The organism is Brachybacterium sp. p3-SID957 (assembly GCF_025144775.1).
GTDB classification, from domain to species: Bacteria; Actinomycetota; Actinomycetes; order Actinomycetales; family Dermabacteraceae; genus Brachybacterium; species Brachybacterium epidermidis.
Genome location: NZ_JALXKT010000011.1, coordinates 22605 through 40985 on the forward strand (window position 1 = coordinate 22605; position 18381 = coordinate 40985).

Below are 18381 nucleotides of genomic sequence, written 5' to 3' on the forward strand. Positions count from 1 at the left end.
CATGGTCGACCCCACCTGGGGCGCTCGCCCTCCGGTGGTGATCAGACCTTGGTCGGGTCCGCGGTGGCGCGATCCGCGAGGCGGGACAGTCGCGCCTGGTAGGTGGGGTCGGTGCGCTTGAGCCAGCGGATCACGGCGGCGGTGACGGGGATGGCGGCGTACTGCACGAGCACCTTGTACAGGAATCCCAGCAGGGTGTACTGGGCCCATTGCTCCACGGTGGTGATGCCGATGGCGGCCGCGGCGATGGTGCAGAAGATGACGGTGTCCACCAGCTCGCCCAGGCCGCTGGCGGTGAACAGGCGGCCGATCAGCCCGCGCTCCCCCGAGCGCTGCTTCATCCGGCCCACCAGGAAGGAGTTCAGGGACTGACCGGCGGCGAACCCGGCCAGTCCCGCCACCACCACGATCCACACCGGGCCCAGGGCCAGTTCGAGGGCGTCCTGCTTGGCCAGGCCGTAGTCGTCGGGGAACGGGGGCAGGGCGATGATCACCTGGTAGCTGAGGGTGGCGATGACGCTCACGGTGAAGGAGGTGATGATCGCGCGGCGGGCGGCGCGGGGGCCGTACAGCTCGGTGATCACGTCGCCGAGGATGTATGCGAGGGGGAAGAGGAAGAAGCCGCCGTCGGTGATGATCTCGAAGCCCGTACCGGGAACGGTGCCGAAGGTGACGCCCTTGGCGGCGCCGATGCCGGAGAGGATCACCACGGTGACCATGGCGGCAAGGAGGATGTCGAAGTGAGAGGAACCCCGGTCGGCGTAGACGGCGCCGACCGGGCTTCCAGGGTACTGACTGGTGGGGGTGCTGTTCGGTGAGGTCACCGGAGCAGGGTACACAGCCCTGCCCCGGCGGAGTTGACCTCAGATGCCGTGGGCGTCGTAGTCGACGTCGCAGACGAAGCTCTCGAACTGGGCCTGGGTGCCGTGCCAGAGGTTGGAGTCACCGGCGAAGGGACCGGAGTCGGAGTACTGCCACAGCTCCCAGCCCCACCAGCGGCCGGGCAGCAGCACGGGCGGCTCGGCGCGGTAGGCGGCCAGGAACAGGGGCGTGTTGGTGGGTGTCCAGTCCCCCACCACGTCCATCCACCAGTAGTAGTTGGTGTAGACCACGGGCCGGCGGCCCACCGAGTCCCGGTAGCGCACCAGGAAGGCGGAGATCCACTCGCGCATCTCCTGCTGGCCCAGTCCGTAGTCGCGCGGCAGGCCGCGGTAGCCCTCCAGGTCGACCATGCCGGGCAGGGTGCGTCCGTCCTCGCTCCACCCGCCCCCGTTGTTCAGGAAGAAGTCCACCTGCTCCTCGGGGCCGCCGGAGTCCGGCCGGGCGAAGTGATAGCCGCCGCGCATCAGACCGGCGTCGCCGGCCCCGGTGTACTGGTGGTCGAAGTCGGGGCTGCGGTAGCTGCGGCCCTCCGTGGCCTTGACGTACGCGAAGCGGGAGCCCAGTTCGCGCTGGGCAGCCCAGTCCACGCGGCCCTGCCAGGCGGAGACGTCCTGCCCGTGGATGCCGGTGGCCGCTGCAGGAGCGGCAGGTTCGGCCGCGGCGGGGGCGGCGTGAGCGGCCGCCCCGAGCGCGCCGGAGGCGCCGACACCGAGGGTGGCCATGCCGAGGGCCCCTCCGCGCAGCAGGCTGCGACGGGAGGATCCGGCGGGCGGGAGCGGGGGCTGGGACGGGGTGCGGGCAGGCGCGAGATGGCGCGGTCGATAGGCCGCCATGGGGTTCTCCTGGGGAAGCGGAGGACGGGGGAAGGGGGATGCGAGGTTCGCCACATCCGTGCCTCACCGTAGGAGCTGGGATCGCGCGATCGTGGGAGATCCGCCGTCAGGGCGTGTCGGTCTGCTCCTGGCGCACCACGAATGCCCGCAGGGTGCCCAGGATGGTGGTGGCCGCCAGCTCGGTGACGTCCCGGCCGTCCATCTGCTCACGGAGCATCAGGTCCACGAAGATCCCCACCAGCAGCTGGGCCAGATCCTCCGGCGCCAGCAGCGGCCGCTCGCCCGTCATGGTCATGCCCCGCATCAGCAGGTCGCCGATCTCGTCCCGCAGGCGCTCGCGCTGGACGGCGAGGCGGCCCCGCAGCTCCTCGTCGCGCAGGGAGCGGGAGATCGCATCGGAGTACAGCAGGTACCACTGGCGGCCGAAGGGGCGGATCGCCTCGAACACGGCCACCATCACCCGGTCGTCGCCCGCCTCGGCGTGCAGGCTCATGGCTTCCTCGACCGCGGTGCGCATGATGCCCAGCAGTTCTTCGGTGACCGAGGCGAACAGCTCGCTGAACACCTCCTCCTTGGTGGAGAAGTTCGAGTAGAACGCGCCCCGGGTGAATCCGGCGGCGGTGACCAGGTCGTCCACGGTGGCGCCGTCGATCCCCTTCTCCACGAAGACGTCCAGGGACGCCCGCACGAGTCGCGTACGGGTGTTCTCCTTGCGTCGCGTGGCAGCGGATTCGGGGAGAGGTTCGAACAGATCGGTCATGGGTCCTCATCGGCGCGCAGGGGCCTGGGTGCTGATGGTCTCTCTTCTGGAGGCGGCCCTTGGCAAGCACTCAGCTTCACGAAAGCACCCCACTGATACATTAGTGTATCGAGTGCACCGCTGTTTCCAGTTCGAGATCGTCTCGAGTGCGGGACCAGGCCCGATCCCGTCGCGGTGCACGTCTCCCCCGTCGTCCGCCTCGTCCCGCCTGGAGGCCGTGTGTCCTCATCCCTGTACCGCCTCGGCCGCGCCATGGCAGCGGCCGGGTGGAAGATCGTCGCCCTGTGGACGGCTCTGCTGATCGCGGTCGCCGCCCTCGCCTTCGGGCTGAACGGCTCCTTCTCCACCGAGTTCGAGATCCCCGGCACGGAGGGGCAGGCCGGCATCGACAACCTCGCCACCCGCTTCCCCGAGATGGGTGGCACCTCCGGCCAGGTGGTCTTCCGCACCACCGACGGCACCACGGTGGACGAACTGCAGGGGCCGATCGAGGAGACGATGACGGCGATCGGCGAGGTGGAGGGCGTGGAGGTGGCCCCCTCCCCCTTCGACGAGCTCTCCCCCGGCACCCGCAACCAGGACGACACCGCCCTGATCGCCCAGTTCCAGATGGACGGGCAGATCGGTGAGTTCCCCGCATCCGCGCCGAGTGAGGTGCTGGAGATCGTGGAGTCGGCGAACACCGCACAGCTCGAGGCCCACCTGGGCGGTCAGGTGCTCTCCAGCGCCGAGATCCCCTTCAGCATCGGTGAGGTCCTGGGCATCGTCGCCGCCCTCATCATCCTGGCGATCATCTTCCGCTCGTTCCTGCCCGCGATCATCCCGATCGTCACCGCCGTGGTCGGGGTGGGCATCTCCATGCTTGCCCTGGTCGCGCTCTCGGCCGGTGTTGACATCCCCTCGGTCACCACCGCCCTGGGGGCGATGCTGGGCCTCGCAGTGGGCATCGACTACGCGCTGTTCATCCTGCACCGACACCGCGGCAACCTCGAGCGCGGCGACGACGTCTCCGAGTCCATCGGCACGTCCCTGGCCACCTCCGGCAGCGCCGTCATTTTCGCCGGCATCGCCGTGATCATCGCGCTGGTGGGCCTGTTCGTCACCCGCATCCCCTTCGTCACCATCATGGGCATCGCCGCCGCCGCCACCGTCGCGCTGTCGGTGCTGGTCGCGGTGACGATGCTGCCGGCGATCATGGGCATCCTCGGGGAGCGACTGCGGCCGCGGAAGGTGCGACGCCTGATGGCCGACAACGGCGGCACGCTCCCGCAGGAGGATCCCTCCACCGGCACCCGCAGGAAGCCGTTCGGCACCACCTGGGTGCGCCTGGTCACCAAGGTCCCCGCGCTGACGATCCTGCTGGTGGTGATCGGTGTGGGAGCGCTGGCCGTCCCGCTGAAGGATCTCGAGCTGGCCCTGCCCGACCAGGGCACCGAACAGCCAGGCACCCCCGCCCGCGAGACCTACGACCTGATCGCCGAGGAGTTCGGCCCCGGTTACAACGGACCCCTGCTGGTCACCGCCGACATCATCAACACCACCGATCCTCTGGGCGTGGTCGAGGCCCTCGAGACGAAGATCGCCTCGCACCCCGACGTGCGCGAGATCCAGATCGCCACTCCCAACCGGGGAGCGGACCTCGCGGTGATCGCCGTGGTCCCCGAGGGCGGCCCCACCGAGCAGTCCACCAAGGACCTGGTCCAGGACTTGCGCGAGGCCGGACCCTCCTGGGAGGAGGAGTTCAGCATCTCCGAGGTCACGGTGACCGGTGCGACCGCCGTCGGCATCGACGTGACCGACATGCTCTCGAAGGCGCTGCTGCCGTTCGCGATCTTCGTCGTCGGCCTCTCGCTGATCCTGCTGATGGTGGTGTTCCGATCGGTCTGGGTCCCCATCAAGGCGTCGCTGGGATACCTGCTCTCCGTGGGCGCCGCCTTCGGCGTGACCGCGATGGTCTTCGAGTACGGCTGGTTCAACGGCCCGCTGTTCGTCAGCGTCAACGGCCCCGTGGTGGCGTTCATGCCGATCTTCGTGATGGGTGTGCTGTTCGGCCTGGCCATGGACTACGAGGTGTTCCTGGTCTCCCGCATGCGCGAGGAGTTCGTGCGCACCGGCGATGCGAGGGGTGCCATCGAGAGGGGCTTCACCGGCAGCGCCCCCGTGGTCACAGCCGCTGCCCTGATCATGGTGGTGGTCTTCACCGGCTTCATCACCTCCGGCTGGTTCATGCTGCAGCCCATCGCGGTGGGCCTGGCCGTGGGAGTGCTGGTGGATGCCTTCGTGGTGCGCATGACCCTGGTGCCCGCCGTGCTCGCCCTGCTGGGTCCTCGTGCTTGGTCACTGCCGGGATGGCTGGATCGCCTGCTGCCCACCGTCGACGTCGAGGGCGAGGGCCTCGAGCACGTCCTCGAGCATCGCGACTGGACCGAGCACAACGGGAGGGCCTCCCTGCGCCTGGACGGCGCGGTGGTGCCCACACCGGACGGCGGTGAGCCGCTGGGCCCGCTGAGCGGATCCATCGCCCCGGGCACCCTGCTGGTGGTGCGCAGCACCGACGACGCGGCCCGCGCCGCGCTGCTGTCGCTGATCGGCGGGCGCATCAAGCCCACCGAGGGTGTGGTCGCCCTGAATGACCGGCTTCTCCCCCAGGACACCGGCGTGATCCAGGCCCGCACCCACTGGATCCCCACCGGGGCCGACGTCTCCTCCCGCCTGGAGGACGTCACCGGCCGCGACCTTGCCCGCCGCATGGTCGTCATCGAGCAGATCGAGGACCTCGACCACGCCGCCACCGTCAGCGGTGACCGCACCGTCGCGCAGCTCGATGCGCTGCTGGAACGGGGCGTGACCGTAGTGGTGGGATCCCGCAGCGAGCGGGCCCTGGACGCCGAGCGCCATCTGCGCGCCTCCCTGCAGGACCCCACCCGTCTAACCGCACTTGCCCTGCACCGCTCCCCCGCCCCTGAAGGAGCCCTGGTATGAACCGCCTTCGCCATCCCCGCACTCTGATCGTCGTGCTTCTGCTGCCCCTGCTGGTGGCGGCCGTCGGCATGTGGGCGCTCAGCGGTCGCGTGGACCGCATCGACGAGGTGCCCGCCGCCGTGGTGAACCTCGATGAGGGCACCACCATGGAGGTCGACGGCGAGGAGCAGCTGGTGCCGTTCGGCCGCCTGCTGGCCGGAGCCCTCACCCAGCCCGACACCGTCACCGGGCAGGACGCTCCGGAGATGACCGGCTTCGACTGGCGCCTCACCGATGCCTCCGATGCCCGCCAGGGCCTGCGCGACGGCACCTACGCCGCGGTGGTGACGATCCCCGAGGACTTCTCGGCCAAGGTGGGCACCCTGGGCACGCCCGAGGCTGTCCAGGCCCAGCTCCACGTCACCACCAACGACGCCAGCGGCCAGCTCAATGCTCTGGTGGGCACCGCCGTCGCGCAGGCCTCCGCCTCGACCATGGGCGGGGAGATGGCCCGCCAGTACCTCGACGGTATCTACCTGGGCTTCAACGACCTGCACGCCGGGTTCGACGAAGCCGCCGACGGTGCGGAGGAGCTCGCGGACGGCACCGCCGATCTCGACGACGGCCTGCAGCAGACCGCCGATGGCACCAGGGAGCTGGCCGGCGGCGCCGGTGAGGCGGCCGACGGCAGCCGGGACCTGGCCGACGGTGCCTGGGGGCTCGCCGACGGCACCCGCGGCACCGCCGATGGCACGCGCAGCCTGGCCGACGGCTTGGGCGAGCTGGCGGACGGCACCGACGGCCTCGCCGGCGGCAGTCGCGACCTCGCCGACGGACTGGACCAGGTGGCCGATGGCACCTCGGATGCCGCGACCGGCGCCGACGACCTCGCCGGGGGCCTGGACCAGCTCGCCACCGGAGCGGACGACGCCGCCGGTGGCAGCAGCGACCTGGCCTCGGGCCTGGACGAGCTGGCCACCGGCACCGAGCAGCTGGCCGATGGGGCCGAAGCCCTGGAGGGCGGCCTCACCGGTAACGCGGACCAGCCGGGCCTGCTGGACGGCATCGATGCCCTGCGCAGCGGTGTGGAAGGGGACGGCACCGCGGAGAACCCGGGCCTGGTGGCCGGCGCCGATCAGCTGGCCACCGGGCTGGAGCAGTACGCCGAGGGCGTGCAGAGCGCCTACGACGGCCTGAGCGTCGGCCTGAACGGTGATGGCAGCGAGGAGAACCCCGGCCTGGTGGCCGGCAGCCGCGGCGTCGCCGACGGCGCCGCCCTGGTGGCCGACGGCGCCGAGGAGCTGCGCGACGGCATCGCCGGTGACGGCACGGCCCTGAACCCGGGCATGCTGGGCCTGGCCACGTCCCTGCGCGACCAGGCCTGCGCCGCCGCGCAGGAGGACCGGGCCGATGTGCAGGCGCAGACGCTGTGCGAGCAGGCCGAGGGCAATCTCGCCTACGTCCAGGGGATCGACGACGGTCTCAACGGAGACGGCTCCGAGCAGAACCCCGGCCTGGTGGCCGGCGCCCGTGGCGTCGCGGACGGCGCGGGCGGCGTCGCCGATGGCATCGAGCAGCTGGCCGGTGGCGTCGATGCCGCCTTCAGCGGCGATGGGACCGCCGAGAACCCCGGCCTGATCACTCCGGCCCGGCAGCTCGCCGAGGGTGCTCGGGCCAGTGCTGACGCCGCTCCCCTGCTGGTGGACGGCGTGGGCGAGTTCGCCGATGGGCTGCACACCTACGCCGATGGTGTCAGCGACTTCTCCGACGGCGCCCGCGACCTCGCCTACGGTGCCCGTGCCAGCGCCGACGGTGCAGGCGAGCTCTCTGCCGGCCTGCGTCAGCTCTCCGACGGCACCCGCGCCAGCGCCGGCGGTGCAGGCGAGCTCTCCACCGGCCTGCATCAGCTCTCCGACGGCACCCGCGCCAGCGCCGACGGCGCAGGCGAGCTCGCCGACGGGGCCGGTCAGCTCGCCGACGGCACCCGCGCCAGTGCCGATGGCGCCGGGGCGCTCGCCGATGGCAGTGAGCAGCTGGCCGACGGCACCCGCGAGTTCGCCCAGGGCAGCGATGAGCTCGCCAACGGCGTGGGGCAGCTTGCCTACGGCACCGACGAGCTGGCCGATGGCACCGGGCAGCTGGCCGATGGCTCGGGCCAGTTGGCCGACGGCACCGATGAGCTCGCCACTGGACTGCGGGAGGGCGCCGACGAGGTGCCCACCTACACCGAGTCCGAGCGGCAGCGGATGGCCGAGATGGGCGCTGAGCCGATCACTTCGGTCAGCGAGCGGCACAACGAGGCCGCCGGTGCCTCCACGGCCACCTTCCCGTTCGTGGTGGCGCTGGCCCTGTGGCTGGGTGCGTTCGCCTCCTTCCTGCTGCTGCCGGCGCTGTCCGGCCGGCTGCTGGACCGTGCCCTGCCGATGTGGCAGGTGGCGCTGCGCTCCCTGGCCCCGGCCGCCGTGATCGCCGTGGTGCAGGCCGTGGCGGTGCTGGCCGTGATCACGGCGACCGGCGTGAATCCGGTGTCGCCCCTGGGCGTGGGTGTGGTGGCACTGGCCGGGGCGGTCATGTTCGCGGCGCTGCATCAGGCGCTGCTGACGGTGCTGGGCAACCGCATCGGCCGGATCGTCTCAGTGCTGCTGCTGGTGCTGCAGGCCGTGGCGCTGGTGGGGATCGTCCCGGTGCAGACCGCTCCCCCGCTGCTGCAGTCGGTCAGCTCGCTGATGCCGCTGACGATCGTCTCCCAGGGCCTGGTGCATGCGGCGCTGGGCGGCGCGGTGACCTCGCTGTGGAGTGTGCTGGGATCGATCCTGGTGTGGGCGCTGGTGGCACTGGTGGTGACCCTGGTGGCCGCCCGCGGTGCCCGCAGCTCGCGGCGCTTCGACCGGGCACCTGCCGCGACCGGCATGGTCCCCGCCGCGGCCTGAGCCGGCCTTCTCTCCGAGCGGTCCTGCCGCCGGCCCTCACCGGAAGTCCCGGGAGGTGCCGGCGGCGGTCAGCTCGAGATGCTCGACGTCGTCGGCCACCAGGTTGACGGCACCGGTGCGGTTCTCCACGATCCCGCGCAGCACGACCGCCCGGGAGGTGCGCAGCAGCACCCGGTGGCGGGACCAGAAGCCCGCCGAGCACACCACGTTCAGGATCCCGGTCTCGTCCTCGAGGCTGAGGAAGGTGATGCCGCTGGCGGTCTGGGGTCGCTGACGGTGGGTGATCACGCCTCCCACCCGCACCCGGCTGCCGTCCTCCACGTCCCGGCACTCACCGATCGCCCGCACCCCCTCGGCACCCAGATGCTCGCGGACCAGCACCATCGGGTGGTCATCGAGGGTGATGCCGGTGGCCCAGGCGTCGGCCGAAGCGAGCTCGGCATCGCTCATGCCCGGCAGCATCGGGGCACGGGCGCCCACAGCGAGGCCCGGCAAGGTGTGCGGGGACTCCTGGGCGGCGGCACCGGCGGCCCACAGCGCCTGCCGGCGTGAGCCGGCCAGGGTGTCCAGCGCCCCCGCGGTGGCCAGCGCCTCCAGCTGTCTCGCACTCAGCCCCACTCGTCGGGCCAGCTCCGGGACGGAGGCGAAGGGGCCGCCGCGCTCGCGTTCGACGACGATCCGCTCCGCGGTGTCGGTGGTGATCGAGCGCACCTGGTCCAGCCCCAGGCGGATCGCCGGTCCGCGTCGTGCCGCCTGGTCCTGCACCTGCGGGCCGGGGTCATCGGTGGGCACCGTGTAGCCGTGGTGCTCGTCGTCGGTCTCCAGGTCGGTGCGGGCCCTGCTGCGCAGCACGTCGGGCCCCCGCGTGAGCACGCCGTGCCGGCGGGCATCCGCGACCAGCGACTGCGGGGAGTAGAAGCCCATCGGCTGGGCGCGCAGCAGGGCGGCGGTGAACGCCGCCGGGTAGTGGCACTTCAGGTAGGAGCTCGCGTACACCAGGTACGCGAAGGAATAGGCGTGCGACTCGGGGAAGCCGTAGTTGGCGAAGGCCAGCAGCTTGCGGTGCACCGCCTCGGCGTCCTCGCCGGTGATGCCGTGGCGGGCCATCCCGGTGAACAGGGCGTCGGACAGCTCCAGCATCTTCTGCGTGGAGCGCTTGGAGCCCATGGCACGGCGCAGCTGGTCGGCCTGGGCGGGGGTGAAGTCAGCGACGTCCACCACCATCTGCATCAGCTGCTCCTGGAACAGAGGCACACCCAGGGTGCGGCCCAGGGACTTCTCCAGCAGCGGGTGGATGAAGGTGACCGGTTCCTCCCCGTTGCGGCGGCGGATGTAGGGGTGCACGGAGCCGCCCTGAATGGGGCCGGGCCGGATCAGCGCCACCTCGACCACCAGGTCGTAGAACTCGCGGGGCCTCAGCCGCGGCAGGGTGGAGATCTGGGCGCGCGACTCCACCTGGAACACGCCCACGCTGTCCCCGGCGCACAGCATGTCGTACACCGCTGGGTCCTCCTGCGGCAGGGTGCGCAGCTCGAAGGACTGCCCGTGGTGCTCGGCGATCAGCACCAGCGCGTGGTCCAGCGCGGTGAGCATCCCCAGCCCCAGCAGGTCGAACTTCACCAGGCCCGCATCCGCGCAGTCGTCCTTGTCCCACTGCAGCACGCTGCGGTCGGCCATCGCCGCCCACTGCACGGGGCACACCTCGATCACGGGCCGGTCGCACAGCACCATCCCCCCGGAGTGGATGCCCAGGTGGCGGGGGGCGTCCCGCAGCTGCTGGGCGAGCTGCACCACGTCCTCGGGGATCCCCGCCTGGGCGAGGGAGGAGAAGGAGCGCTCGATGCGCTTGGAGAAGGCGTCCTGCGCACCGGGGTCGTAGCCGAGCGCCCGGGCGGCGTCGCGCACCGCGAGCTTGGCGCGGTAGGTGATGACGTTGGCGACCTGAGCGGCGTTCTCCCGGCCGTAGCGCTGGTAGACGTACTGGATGACCTCCTCGCGGCGGTCGGCGGCGATGTCGATGTCGATGTCCGGCGGGCCGTCCCGCTCCGGGGCCAGGAACCGTTCGAACAGCAGCTGGTGGCCGACGGGCTCGACGGCGGTGATCCCCAGCGCGTAGCAGACCGCGGAGTTCGCGGCCGAGCCGCGCCCCTGGCACAGGATCCCCTCGCGACGGCAGAACGCCACGATGTCGTGGACGATCAGGAAGTAGCCGGGGAAGTGCAGCTCGGTGATGACCCTCAGCTCGTGGTCGATCTGCGCCCATGCCCCGGGGACCCGCTCGGGGCGTCCGGCACCCGGCCGTGGCCCGTACCGCTCCCGCCCCTCGATCTCCACCAGCTCCACCAGCCAGCTGGCCTCGTCGTGACCGGCGGGCACCGGGGAGGGAGGCAGGTCCGGGGCCAGCAGGCGCAGGTCCAGGGCGCAGTCCCGACCCAGGCGGGCTGCGGTCTGCACGGCCTGCGGGTAGCGCGGCAGCAGCTGCGCGAGCTCCTGGCCGCTGCGCAGGTGGGCGAGACGGTCCGAGAGGTACGGATCGGCCTGGGCCAGCGGCACCCCGGCGCGCAGGGCGGCATGGGTGTCGGCCAGGCGCTTGGCGGAGGGCTCGGCGTAGTGGGCGTTGGTGGAGGCGACCAGGGGCAGGGTGACCTGGTCCAGGCCGTGGCTCTCGCGCACCAGGCGGGCGCCCTGTGCGAGGGCGTCGTGCAGCTCGTCGGCCGCTCCTCCCCCGCCGGCCACCAGCTCCACGGCGACGTTGCCGGGACCGAACAGGTCGATGAGGCGGGCGATGGCGTCGGCCGCGGCGTGGGCGGCCCCGTCGAGATCGCCGCGCGCCAGGTGCGCGGTGGCGGCCCGGGTCACCGATCCCTTGCGGCAGCCGGTGAGGATCTGCCAGTGGCCCTGGTGGGAGATGCGGGACAGCTCGGCCAGGCGGTAGCGGGGAACGCCCTTCTGGCCGCTGTCGAGGTGGGCGCCGGCGATCGCGGCGGACAGCTCCCGGTAGCCGGTCTCGTCGCGCACCAGCACCAGCAGGTGCTCGCCGTCCGGATCGGGCACCCCGGTGCGCGGCGGGGAGATCACGGGAGTGGTGCCGGCCTGCGCATGGCCGGGTTCCAGTCCCAGGGTCAGCTCGGCACCGAACACGGTGGAAAGGCCCTTCTCACGGGCTGCACGCGCGAAGCGCACCGCCCCGGGCAGCCCGTCGTGGTCCACCAGCGCCAGGGCGCTCAGTCCCAGGGAGGCGGCCTGCTCGACCATCTCCTCGGGGCTGGAGGCACCGTCGAGGAAGCTGAAGTGGGAGTGGGCGTGCAGCTCGGCGTAGTCCACGCGGTGCGTGGAGCGGGCCTGCGGGGGCGGCTCGGGCCTGCGCCTGCCGGTGTGCTCCACGGTGATCGGCGGGGAGACCAGGTGGGCGGGGCGGTCCGAGAGGATCGCCTCGAGGTCCTTCCACGCGGGTGGGCCCAGGAACCAGCGGGCCATCAGATGCCTCGTGCCACGGTGCTCGGACGGACCCACTTGCTGTGGATCGCCTCAGTCATAGACGCCCTCCAGGAACCATTCACCGGTGCGGGACAGGGCCAGCACCGCGGCCTCCTCCCCCGCGGCGGCGAGCACCAGCTGCAGGCGCGCCGCACGGTTGCCGCCCGTGGTCCACCAGCGCTCGTCGATCACCGTGGGGGAACCGTGCGTGAGCACGGGGTGGGTGCTGCCCGCCCGCAGCCCGATCCGCTGCAGGGCGGGAGTGCCGGGAGCGGTGACCAGCAGGCGGGCCGGGGGCGCACTGAGCAGCCCACGGGCGGTGACCACCACGGGATCGCCGTGCGCATCCTGCAGCTGTACCGGGGGCGGGGTGCGGAACACCGTGGCCGGCACGGGCCGCGGCAGGGACCCCGGCCAGGGGCCCACCCGGCGGGGAGGCTTCTCGGTGCGCCACGGCACCAGCTGCACCTCCTCGGCCAGCAGGCGCCCCCCCACCAGCACCGGCACCTGCACGGCGTCCTCCCCGGCCAGGCCCTGGGCACGGGCGAAGGCACGGGAGGCCCGCTGCGCGGCCTCACCGGCACTGCCCCACAGGGCGGGAGCGTTCCGGGAGGCCGGCTCCAGCTGCAGGGGGTGCAGGCCGATCCGTACGATCGCCCCGGTGGCGGGACCGCCCAGGCGGGAGCGGGTGATCCAGCCGTCGCACTGCCAGCGGATGCGGTCCACGACGTCGGCCACGGTGAGCGCACCGTCGTGCCGCCAGGTGCGCTCCATCTCCTCGCCGCTCTCGGTGCGCGCCACGATCCGCAGCCGGGTGCACACCAGGCCCCGCTCCACCAGCATCGAGTGCAGCTGCTCGGCCAGCGGACGAGCCACGAAGGCGGCCTGATCGGTGCGCACCAGGGGCGGGTCAAGAGCGGTCTCGGCCAGGATCGGCTGGGCGGGGTGGTGCGCGGCGGGCGGCGCGGGCTCCCGGCCTGCGGACAGCAGGTGCAGGGTGGCCACGTCGGGGCCGAAGCGATCGGCCACCGAGGCTGCGGGCAGGGCGGCCAGGTCCCCCAGGGTGGCGATGCCCAGGCGCTGCAGCAGGTCGACGGTCTCGGGCAGGTCCAGTCGGCGCTCGGTCCGGTCGGCCCGGGTGGCGGTGGGCTGGCCGCGGTGCCCCCAGCCGGGGCCGACGGGGGCGTCGCGGAGGGCTCCGATCGGGTGCGGGGCGAGGTAGTCCCCGGAGCGGCCGGGGTGGACGATCCTGCCGGTGCGGGCGGCGAGCAGGGCCGCGAAGGGACCGTCGGCGATGCCCACGGAGCAGTCCCAGCCGGTGAGGTCGGCGACGGCGTCGATGATGCGCTCGGCGAGCACCGGCTCGCCGCCGTGGTGGCGAGCGGGGCCGCGGGCGGCCATCAGCAGGGTGCCGGGGCGCAGCACGTCCACTCCGGCGGCGACGGTGTCCACCGCGGCGGCCACCAGTTCGAACAGTGCAGATTCGCTCTCGCGGTCGCCCTCCAGCACCAGGGCGTCCGGACAGGCGGCGCGGGCGGCACGACGCCGCATGCCGGGCAGCGCTCCCGCCCGCTGGGCGGCGGTGCCGGCGTGGGTGACGCGGTGCTGGTCCACCAGGATCACCGGGTCGAGGGCGAGGTCCACGGGTGGGGAGTCGGTGCGGCGCTGGTGGCGGTCCAGGGCCGCTACCAGCGGCCAGTCCGGCACGATCACGGCAGCGATGCGGGTGGCGGTGCGGGTATCGGTGCTGCTCATCAGCCGGCCCTCCGCACGGGGTGCAGGGCGGGGCGTGGGGCGGCGTGCACGACGACGGGGTGCGTCGCAGCGGCGCCGTGCTCGATCCGGCCGACCACCTGCGGCAGCAGCACCTGGACCTCCCGTTGCCCGGCGATGCCCCGGCCGCTGGAGGTGACGTGGAGGCGGCGCTTGCGCAGGCGCCCCGATCCCTTCCCCAGTCCGGTCCAGCCGAGGGTGGTGGTGTGCAGGGTGATGTCGGCGGTGCCTGGCGGACGGGCGGCCAGCACCAGGGTGTCGGTGGCGCGGGCCCTGCCCAGCAGGTTGCGCCACAGGGCCGGGGCGAGCTCCAGCTCGGGGCCGAGCACCAGCACGCCCACCCCGTCGGCGAGGGCGGAGAGCACCTGCGGGCGCTGTTCCCCTTCTGCGGGGGCGAGGGCGAGGCGGCAGGGGTCCAGCCCAGCATCCAGCGCGGAGCGCAGCCCGAGATCCGGCATCCCAGCGACGGCGCACCAGGAGTCCTCCCCTGCGGCAGCGACTGCGAGGGCCAGCAGCAGCGAGGTGGGAGCTGTGCCCTGGACCGCGATGGAGCTGCCAGCACGCACACCGGCTCCGGGGAACAGATCGGCCAGCGGCTCCGGGACGGGCAGGTGGGCGCCTGTGCCGTCATCCCCCTCGGGCATCCCTGTCTCGGGAGTTGATCCGGGAGCGGACCCCGGGGCAGGAACGGGGCGCAGGGCGGTGCGGTCGATCCTCCCGCCCCAGCGGGCGGCGCTGCGCTCGGCCGCGGTGAGCACGGCACGCGCCTGTGCCAGACGCTCCTGCTGGACGGGACTCTCGCGGGTCACCGCAGTCATGGATCCACCTCCGTTCCGCCTCCCGTGGGATCGTCGTACCGCCATCCGATCGACACGCATATATCGAATATGCGTTCGAACTCTACGCCGGTGGGCGATGGTCCTCAAGGGAAGCAGGTCATAGCTTCGAACAGTTGTACGAAGCGTGACGGAGGGGTATGACAGACGAGGATCCGCAAAGCACGAACCTGTCAGAACGGTGGGTCCTCCGGCGGGGGTGGACGTTGCTGGTCGGGGGTGGTGGGCTGGTTGTGGTGGGCGCGCAGTGCGCGTTGTTCGCGGTCGCGTTCGAAGGTCTGCCACGCGGTGGTGAGCTCGGCGACGGTGGTGGGGGTGGCCAGGTCGGTGTCGTCCTGGACGGCGATCTTCGCGCGGGCGTGGATCTCCCATGCGGTCACCCCGGGCCTGCGGGGGGTGGTGGTGTGGCGGGCAGGGTCGATGAGGCCTGTGGTCTTGAGGCGGTGGTGCATCCAGCACAGCAGGTGCAGGTTGTCGATCTCGGTGAGCCCACCGCGGGTGGGGTCGGTGTGGTCGTACTCCTGGATGTGGTCGCACTCGGTGGCCCAGGAGGAGGGCCTCGTGCAGCCGGGGACCGCGCAGGTGGCGTGCCGCAGCCGCAGGTGCTCGAGCATCCGTGTGGTGGGGCGGTAGGTCTTGGCGGGCAGGGGCAGGAACGCGCCGGTGGCGGGGTCGGTGAGAACACGGTGCCAGGTCTCGCACTGCCCGGCGAGCTCTCTGGCCATGACGGCGGGGATGGGGATGGTGCCATCCAGGGTGCCGGGTTCCTCGGATGCGCCGAGCAGGGTCAGGGCCGGGACGGTGACGGCGAGACGGAACCGCTGCCGCGGGATCTTCACGCCGTCGGTGTCCAGGCTCGCGCCGGTGAGCAGTTCGTAGCGCAACCGGGCCAGGGACAGGGGCTTGCCGTGGGTGGTGACCGTGCCGTCGGGATCCAGGGGCGGGGGCTCCCCGGCCTCCAGGGCGTGGCGCTGGGTGTGCTGGATGGCGCGGGCGGAGGCGTCCAGGCGCTGGGCCAGGGTGAGGATCTCGGGGATCGGGCCGATCACCTGGAGGCAGCCGATCCCGCCCTCCCCCACCGGCAGCAGGTCCACGCGGCGTCGTCCTTCGGGGGTGTGCTGGGCCGGGGTCTGTCGCTGTGCGGTGATGCGGGTGAGGGCGTGGGAGAGTCGGCGTCGATACTGCTCCACCGTCAACTGCCCCAGCGGCCAGGTGGCGATGCTCTGGTCGAGGGCGGTCAGGTCCGTGGCTGTCAGGTGACGGGTGCGGCGCAGCAGGCGCTGGAACCACTCGCAGGGGAACTCCCCGGATGCGAGCCGGGCGAAATAGCCCGGGAAAGCGGTGAGGGCACGGTGGGCATCGTTGATGCGGTGGTAGGCAGTGGCGCGAGTGCAGCGCAGGGCCAGAGCGACGGCGAGGGTCTCGGCCTCGTACTCATCGGCCCCGGAAGGGTCACCGCCCTGCGGGAGCTCCAGCTGGCGCCAGAACCCGGCCAGACGCCGGTACTCGACCGCCAGGCGCTGGGACTCGGCGACGCCAGCGGTGAGCAGTTCCTGCAGGCCCGTATCGACCAGCAGATCCCCCAGGATCGGGTCATCCAGATCTCCACCCGGTGGTGCCACCGGGGGGCGCGGTGAGCCTCCCGCCGACGACGGTGACGGGGGAGCCGCCGGTGGCGGGGCTGCCGACGGCTCGACAGTCGCGGGCGTGGCAGGCGCGGCAGGGCCCGCACTCATGCGTGCCGCCCCCTGATCGCCGCGTTCCTTCTGGGAGCGCACGATCTCGCGGCTTCCAGGCAGCGGGCGGGGACGCTCCGGCCGATGGCGCGCGCCATCATCCAGCTCCCCCATCACACACCCCCTTTGGCCGGCAGCCTGTTACGACCCGTTCGTTGATTCGATCCTAGGGGCCGCCACCGACACATCAATGGCACACAACAAATGGGGACACAAATGTGGAGAACACATGAATGGGGAGGAACCTCGAACACCCAGAGCATCCCGACGCCGCCCATGCGGGCCAGCCGCCAGGACGCGCCCCCGCCCTACAGAACCTAATGGTCAGACCGCAGCAATGCTCCACCGGTGATAGGCGGCACCCGGAACCGTACCGTCCTTCGAATTGTGGACAACCACCCGGTGGGGAGGAACCCGAAACCACCCCGAACACCGGCTGTGAAAAACCTGGTCCCGAACACCCTGCGCACATCGCGTGAACAGCGGAATGGGGATATCCCGGTGGACAATCCCCCAGCTGCACGGCTCAGCCGGCCCCCAGCATCGCCCGTCGCTGCCAGAAGACGACCGCACTCGCGGCGGCCACGTTCAGCGAGTCCACTCCCCCGGCCATCGGGATCACCACATGGTCGGGGACGGCGCGCAGGGTCGCAGGGGTGAGGCCGTGCCCCTCGGTGCCCAGCACGAACGCGACCTTGCGGTCCGGCCCCAGGTCCACCACGTCGAGCGCCCGCGCCTCATCGGTGAGCGCCAGGGCCAGCACGTCGAAGCCCGCCTCGCGCAGCCGATCGGCATCGGCCGGCCATTCGCGCAGGCGCGTCCACGGCACCTGGAACACGGTGCCCATCGACACGCGGATCGAGCGCCGGTACAGCGGGTCCGCACAGCGCGGCGTCACCAGCACGGCATCCACCCCCAGAGCCGCGGCCGAGCGGAACATGGCCCCCACGTTCGTGTGATCGACGATGTCCTCCAGCACCGCGACGGTGCGGGCCCCCTCCAGCACCGCGGCCACCGGCGGGAGCTCAGGCCGGTGCATGGCAGCCAGCGCACCGCGGTGCAGGTGGAAGCCGGTGATCCGCTCCAGCAGTGCCTCCTCGCCCACCAGCACCGGCGCCTCGGGGAACCGGGAGGTGAGCGGCGCGAACTTCTCCAGCCACTTCTCGCTCATCAGGAAGGAACGCGGCTGCATGCCGGCATCCATCGCCCGGGAGATCACCTCGAAGCTCTCGGCCATGAACAGACCGCGCTCCACCTCGATGCGCGACCGCAGCCGCACGTCGGTCATCCGCAGGTAGTCGTCCAGCGCCGGGTCGGCGGCGTCGTCGACCCCGATCCGGCGGATCTGAGGCTCCACCTCAGGACAGGGTGACCGAGCGCGCGCTGAACCGCTCGCCATGGCGGTCCACCACCAGGGGCAGCCCAAAGGTCCGGGTGAGGTTCTGCGAGGTGATCGTCTCGCCAATGGGGCCCGCCGCGACCACGCCGCCGTGACGCAGCAGAAGGGCGTGCGTGTAGCCCGGCGGGATCTCCTCGACGTGATGGGTGACCAGCACCGTCACGGGGGTGGCCGGGTCCTTCGCGAGCTGGCTCAGGGTGCGCACCAGCTCCTCGCGGCCGCCCAGGTCCAGCCCGGCGGCCGGCTCGTCCAGCAGCAGCAGCTCCGGGTCGGTCATCAGGGCGCGGGCCGACAGCACGCGCTTGCGCTCACCGGTGGACAGAGTGCCGAACATGCGGTCGGCCTTGTCGGCCACGCCGAAGGCGTCCAGCAGCACCCGGGCGCGGTCGAGGTCCATCTCGTCGTACTGCTCACGCCAGCGCCCCACGATGCCGTACCCGGCGGTGACCACGACGTCCAGCACCTTCTCCTCGACCGGGACGGTCTCGGCGAGCTCCTGGCTGGCCAGGCCGATCAGGGGGCGCAGCTCAAAGATGTCGGTGCGGCCCAGCCGCTCGCCGAACAGGTCCACGGTGCCGCTGGTGGGATGCAGGCGCGCCGCCAGCAGGTGCATCAGGGTGGACTTGCCGGCACCGTTGGGGCCCAGCACCGCCCAGCGGTCGCCTTCGGAGATGGTCAGGTCGACGGAATCGAGGATGGCGCGCCCGCTGCGGCGGACCACGACGTCGTTCAGGGAAGCTGCTGCAAGGGCCATGGGCCGAGCCTATCGCCCCTAGACTGACCGAGCCGTCCCC

11 protein-coding genes are annotated in these 18381 nt (G+C 72.1%); 2 read left to right on the forward strand and 9 right to left on the reverse strand.

Annotation, left to right across the window (positions count from 1 at the left end; translation table 11 throughout):
- Positions 1–41: 41 nt before the first annotated feature.
- The 3 genes from M3B01_RS04000 to M3B01_RS04010 form a co-directional block, all read right to left on the reverse strand.
- The gene (locus tag M3B01_RS04000) at positions 42–824 is read right to left on the reverse strand and encodes a queuosine precursor transporter (RefSeq protein ID WP_259789586.1); all 783 of its coding nucleotides are present in this window, start codon (positions 822–824) and stop codon (positions 42–44) included.
- Between the two features lie 39 nt (positions 825–863).
- Positions 864–1715, reverse strand: a complete 852-nt coding sequence (locus M3B01_RS04005; protein WP_259789587.1) for a GH25 family lysozyme — start codon at positions 1713–1715, stop codon at positions 864–866.
- Between the two features lie 106 nt (positions 1716–1821).
- A complete protein-coding gene (locus M3B01_RS04010) occupies positions 1822–2475 on the reverse strand; it encodes a TetR/AcrR family transcriptional regulator (RefSeq protein WP_259789588.1) in 654 nt (217 codons plus the stop codon).
- A 219-nt stretch (positions 2476–2694) separates the two neighbouring features.
- Here M3B01_RS04010 and M3B01_RS04015 point away from each other — a divergent pair, with 219 nt between their 5' ends.
- Together M3B01_RS04015 and M3B01_RS14615 are read left to right on the forward strand one after the other, a co-directional pair.
- Positions 2695–5457 carry an MMPL family transporter gene (locus M3B01_RS04015; protein WP_259789589.1) on the forward strand — a complete coding sequence of 921 codons (2763 nt, stop codon included), beginning with the start codon at positions 2695–2697 and terminating at the stop codon, positions 5455–5457.
- Positions 5454–8366: a YhgE/Pip domain-containing protein gene (locus tag M3B01_RS14615; protein ID WP_311203195.1), complete on the forward strand. Its 2913-nt coding sequence runs from the start codon at positions 5454–5456 to the stop codon at positions 8364–8366. Before M3B01_RS04015 ends, M3B01_RS14615 begins: the two co-directional genes overlap by 4 nt.
- Positions 8367–8402: 36 nt before the next feature.
- Here the strand turns inward: M3B01_RS14615 and M3B01_RS04030 are convergent, their stop codons facing one another.
- The 6 genes from M3B01_RS04030 to M3B01_RS04055 form a co-directional block, all read right to left on the reverse strand.
- Positions 8403–11843 carry an error-prone DNA polymerase gene (locus tag M3B01_RS04030; protein WP_259789590.1) on the reverse strand — a complete coding sequence of 1147 codons (3441 nt, stop codon included), beginning with the start codon at positions 11841–11843 and terminating at the stop codon, positions 8403–8405.
- Between the two features lie 51 nt (positions 11844–11894).
- Positions 11895–13598 (reverse strand): DNA polymerase Y family protein, encoded by a 1704-nt coding sequence (locus M3B01_RS04035; protein ID WP_259789591.1) that lies wholly within the window; start codon positions 13596–13598, stop codon positions 11895–11897.
- Positions 13598–14434 carry a hypothetical protein gene (locus M3B01_RS04040; protein ID WP_259789592.1) on the reverse strand — a complete coding sequence of 279 codons (837 nt, stop codon included), beginning with the start codon at positions 14432–14434 and terminating at the stop codon, positions 13598–13600. The genes M3B01_RS04035 and M3B01_RS04040 overlap by 1 nt, the downstream gene beginning before the upstream one ends.
- 191 nt (positions 14435–14625) lie before the next feature.
- Complete coding sequence (locus tag M3B01_RS04045; protein WP_259789594.1) at positions 14626–16074, reverse strand: HNH endonuclease signature motif containing protein; 1449 nt, start codon at positions 16072–16074, stop codon at positions 14626–14628.
- Positions 16075–16714: 640 nt separating this feature from the next.
- Complete coding sequence (locus M3B01_RS04050; protein WP_396123333.1) at positions 16715–17587, reverse strand: TrmH family RNA methyltransferase; 873 nt, start codon at positions 17585–17587, stop codon at positions 16715–16717.
- Positions 17547–18341 (reverse strand): ABC transporter ATP-binding protein, encoded by a 795-nt coding sequence (locus tag M3B01_RS04055; protein WP_259789596.1) that lies wholly within the window; start codon positions 18339–18341, stop codon positions 17547–17549. The genes M3B01_RS04050 and M3B01_RS04055 overlap by 41 nt, the downstream gene beginning before the upstream one ends.
- Positions 18342–18381 lie beyond the last annotated feature (40 nt).